This is a genomic window from Stenotrophomonas sp. STEN087 (assembly GCF_056759115.1).
In genome coordinates this window covers 1-4344 of the sequence record NZ_JBRRCR010000152.1, presented here as the reverse complement: position 1 = coordinate 4344, position 4344 = coordinate 1, and the positions used below count along the sequence as shown (strand labels likewise).

Here is a 4344-nt window from a genome sequence, read left to right as displayed (position 1 = left end):
GGGCCGCCCCCCCCCCCCCCCCCCCCCCGCGCGGGCCCCCCCGGCCCCGCGGCCGGGGCGGGGGGGGGGCGGGGCCCCCCCCCGCCCCCCCCCCCCCACTACCGGGGCGAGGTGGGGTCAGGCGGCGCGCTCGCTGCGGCCGCCATGGAACTGCTCTTCCTCGGTCGAGCCGGTCAGCGCAGTGGTCGAGGACTGGCCCTGCTGGATAGCCTGGGTGACCGCATCGAAGTAGCCAGTGCCGACCTCGCGCTGGTGCTTGACCGCGGTGAAGCCACGCTCGGCCGCTTCGAACTCGGCTTCCTGCAGTTCCACGAAAGCGCTCATCTGGCGTCGCGCATAACCGTGGGCCAGGTTGAACATGCCGTAGTTCAGCGCGTGGAAGCCGGCCAGGGTGATGAACTGGAACTTGTAGCCGTAGCTGCCCAGCTCGCGCTGGAACTTGGCAATCGTGGCGTCGTCCAGGTTCTTCTTCCAGTTGAAGCTGGGCGAGCAGTTGTAGGCCAGCAGCTTGCCGGGGAACTTCGCATGGATCGCCTCGGCGAACTTCCGCGCGAACTCCAGGTCCGGCTTGCCGGTCTCGCACCAGACCAGGTCGGCGTAAGGGGCGTAGGCCAGGCCGCGGCTGATCGCCTGGTCCAGGCCGTTGCGGGTCTTGTAGAAGCCTTCCACGGTGCGCTCGCCGGTGGTGAACGGCTGGTCGTTGCCATCGATGTCACTGGTCAGCAGGTCGGCGGCTTCGGCATCGGTGCGCGCCACCAGCAGGGTCGGCACGCCCAGCACGTCGGCAGCCAGGCGCGCGGCGTTGAGCTTCTCGATGGCCTCACGGGTCGGCACCAGCACCTTGCCACCCATGTGCCCGCACTTCTTCACCGAGGCCAGCTGGTCCTCGAAGTGCACGCCGGCGGCACCGGCTTCGATCATCGCCTTCATCAGCTCGAAGGCGTTGAGCACGCCGCCGAAGCCGGCCTCGGCATCGGCCACGATCGGCTGCAGGAAGTCGATGTCATCCTTGCCTTCGGCATGGTGCAGCTGGTCGGCGCGCAGCAGGGTGTTGTTGATGCGCTTGACCACCGCCGGCACCGAATCGGCCGGGTACAGCGACTGGTCCGGGTACATCTGCCCGGCCAGGTTGGCATCGGCCGCCACCTGCCAGCCGGACAGGTAGATCGCCTTCAGACCGGCCTTGACCTGCTGCATGGCCTGGTTGCCGGTCAGCGCGCCCAGCGCATTGACGAACTCGCGCTCGTGCAGCGACTTCCACAGCTTTTCCGCGCCCAGCCGGGCCAGCGAATGCTCGATGTGGACGGTGCCACGCAGGCGCACCACGTCGGCGGCGCTGTAGTTGCGCTGGATGCCTTCCCAGCGCGGGTGGGTGTCCCAGTCGTGCTGGATCTGTTCGGCAGTGGGCAGGGTGCTCATGTCTTTCTCCAGTTCGGTGTTGTAGAGCCGGGCGCTGCCCGGCTGGGATGGATTCGGGGAAACAGGCCGTCAGTCGATGCGCTCGTAGGCCGGCAGGGTCAGGAAGTCGGTCAGTTCGTCGCTGCGGCTCAGTTCGCCCAGCAGGGCGATGGCCTCGCCGATGCGGGCGCCACCGGGCAGCGCGCGGGTATCGCCCAGCCGCGCCGGCAGCTGGGCCAGGGCGGTGTCGAGCAGCGGCAGGTCGATAGCCGTACCGTCGTCCAGCTGCTGGCGCGGGGTGTGCAGCCACTGCCACAGCTGGCTGCGGCTGATCTCGGCGGTGGCCGCGTCTTCCATCAGGTGGTGGATCGGCACGCAGCCGTTGCCGTCCAGCCACGCGGCCAGGTAGCGCACGCAGACTTCGACGTTGCCCTCGAAACCGGCGCGGGTGATGCTGCCCGGCGGCCGCGCGATCAGTTCATCGCGGCCCACCCGCACATCCTGGCGCAGCACCTGGTGCTGGTTCGCGGTGGGCATGTGTTCGTCGAAGATGGCCATCGCCACCGGAATCAGCGCCGGGTGCGCGACCCAGGTGCCGTCGTGGCCAGCACTGACTTCGCGCAGCTTGTCGGCGCGGACGCGGGCCATGGCCTGTTCGTTGGCGGCGGCATCGCTGTTGATCGGAATCTGTGCGGCCATGCCGCCCATCGCATGCGCGCCCCGGCGGTGGCAGGTCTGGATCAGCAGTTCCGAATACGCCTTCAGGAACGGCTGGGACATGGTCACCTGACCGCGCTCGGGGAGCACGCGGTCGGCGTGGCGGCGGAAGGTCTTCAGGTAGGAAAAGATGTAATCCCAGCGGCCGCAGTTGAGGCCGACGATGCGCTCGCGCAGGGCGTGCAGGATCTCGTCCATCTCGAACACCGCCGGCAGCGTTTCGATCAGCACGGTCACCTTGATCTGGCCGTGCGGCAGGCCGAGCATGCCTTCGATGTGCGACAGCGCGGTCTCCCACAGCGCGGCCTCTTCCATGCTCTGCAGCTTGGGCAGGTAGAAGTACGGACCGCGATCCTTGGCCTGCAGCGTGCGGGCATTGTGGAAGGCGAACACCGCCGCATCGAACAGGCCGCCGGCGATGAACTGCCCATCGACGCGCACGTGCTTCTCGTCCAGGTGCCAGCCACGCGGGCGCACGATCAGCACCGCCTGTTCCTCAAAGGGGCGCAGGGTGTAGTGCTTGCCCGGCTTGCCGTTGGCGGCCGGCGCGGTGAATTCCAGATCGCCGCGCACGGCGGCCGCCAGCGACTGCTGCCCGGCCAGCAGGTTGCGCCAGGTCGGCGAGGTCGAATCCTCGAAGTCGGCCATGAACACCTTGGCGCCGGAGTTCAGCGCGTTGATGACCATCTTCGGGTCGGTCGGGCCGGTGATCTCGACGCGGCGGTCCTGCAGCGCGGCCGGCAGCGGGGCCACGCGCCAGTCGCCGCTGCGGATCGCGGCGGTATCGCTGCGGAAGTCCGGCAGGCCGCCCTGGTCGAAGAACGCCTGGCGCTCGCGGCGGGCCTGCAGCCGCGCCTGCCGGCCCGGCTCCACCGCCCGGTGCAGCGAGACCAGCAGGGCCAGCAGCGGTGCCGGCAGCACGGTCTCCTGGCCGGCCACGCGGGTCGCCAGGGCGATACCGGGGGTGGCCTTGGCGGGGGTGGAGGAAACGGCGGAAGCAACGGCGGACATGGGGTGACTCCAGCGGTGGGGGAACGCCCCCAAAGTGCCGCCCGGGCCGAGTATTTGGCAAAACAGTTTTTGCAATGTTCCACATAAGGTGTGCTAATACTTATGACGCCATGACCACGCGCAGCCCGCCAAGTCCGCGTTTTTCCTACAAATCCGACCGGCTGAAGCCGCTGCGGGCGTTCTGCCAGACGGTGCGCCTGGGCTCGGTCTCACGGGCGGCTGAGGCGCTGTTCGTCAGCCAGCCGGCGATCAGCCTGCAGCTGCAGGCACTGGAACGTGAGCTGGGGGTACCGCTGTTCGAGCGCAGCGGGCGCCGCCTGGTGCCCAGCCGCGAGGGCCAGGTGCTGTACGAGATGGCGCAGCCACTGGTGGAAAGCCTGGACGGGCTGGAAGCGCGCTTCCGCGACAAGGTGCGCGGGTTGGATGCGGGCGAGCTGAACATCGCCGCCAACAGCTCGACCATCCTCTACCTGCTGCCGAAGATCGTCGAACGCTTCCGCCTGCACCATCCGGACGTGCGCCTGACCCTGCACAACGCGATCAGTGCCGATGGCACCGACCTGCTGCGCGAGGACGCGGCCGACCTGGCGATCGGGTCGATGACCGACGTGCCGGCCGACCTGACCTATGCGCCGGCCTATCGCTTCGAGCAGGTGCTGATCGCACCACACGATCATCCGCTGGCCAGTGGTGGCGAGCTGGAGCTGGCCGACATCGCGCGCTACCCGCTGGTGCTGCCGCCGAAGCGGCAGATCACCTACCGGCTGGTGGACCAGGTGTTCCAGCGCCACCGCATCGCCTACACGGTGGCGCTGGAGGTGGGCGGCTGGGAGGTGATCAAGCAGTACGTGGCGATGGGCATGGGCATTTCCATCGTGCCGGCGCTGTGCCTGCATGAGAGCGACCATGAGCGGCTGGCGGCGCGGTCGATGAAGCGCTGGTTCCCGGAGCGCAGTTACGGGGTGATCGTGCGGCGGGGCAAGGCGTTGTCGGCGCAGGCGCGGGCGTTTGTGGAGCTGATCCAGCCGGAGTTGTTCAGTCCGCGCGATTACGACCAGAGCGGGCATTCCGAGCGGTAGGGGTGCACCTGCGGTAGTGCCGGCCGCTGGCCGGCAACGTCAACGGCAACAGCGGGCTTTCCGTGGGATGGCGGGGCGGTGTGAGTGGTCAGGACACGCCGTAAACCCATCCATGGGGGCTCGATGGCGCCATCCATGG

Annotated in this window: 3 protein-coding genes; 1 reads left to right on the top strand and 2 read right to left on the bottom strand. The window is 68.7% G+C overall.

The window, feature by feature from the left end; translation table 11 throughout:
- Nucleotides 1–117 precede the first annotated feature (117 nt).
- On the bottom strand, nt 118–1419 hold the full coding sequence (gene aceA, locus ACVOK1_RS20250) for an isocitrate lyase (RefSeq protein ID WP_108745712.1): 1302 nt from the start codon (nt 1417–1419) through the stop codon (nt 118–120).
- A gap of 69 nt (nt 1420–1488) precedes the next feature.
- The gene (gene aceB / locus ACVOK1_RS20245) at nt 1489–3126 is read right to left on the bottom strand and encodes a malate synthase A (protein WP_481563072.1); all 1638 of its coding nucleotides are present in this window, start codon (nt 3124–3126) and stop codon (nt 1489–1491) included.
- 110 nt (nt 3127–3236) lie between these two features.
- On the opposite strand from aceB, the gene ACVOK1_RS20240 reads away from it, so the two are divergent.
- The gene (locus ACVOK1_RS20240) at nt 3237–4205 is read left to right on the top strand and encodes a LysR family transcriptional regulator (protein WP_108767340.1); all 969 of its coding nucleotides are present in this window, start codon (nt 3237–3239) and stop codon (nt 4203–4205) included.
- Nucleotides 4206–4344 lie beyond the last annotated feature (139 nt).

Coding starts and splice junctions, on each gene's coding strand:
- aceA (WP_108745712.1), bottom strand. CDS start 1,419: ATGAGCACCCTGCCCACTGCCGAACAGATCCAGCACGACTGGGACACC.
- aceB (WP_481563072.1), bottom strand. CDS start 3,126: ATGTCCGCCGTTGCTTCCGCCGTTTCCTCCACCCCCGCCAAGGCCACC.
- ACVOK1_RS20240 (WP_108767340.1), top strand. CDS start 3,237: ATGACCACGCGCAGCCCGCCAAGTCCGCGTTTTTCCTACAAATCCGAC.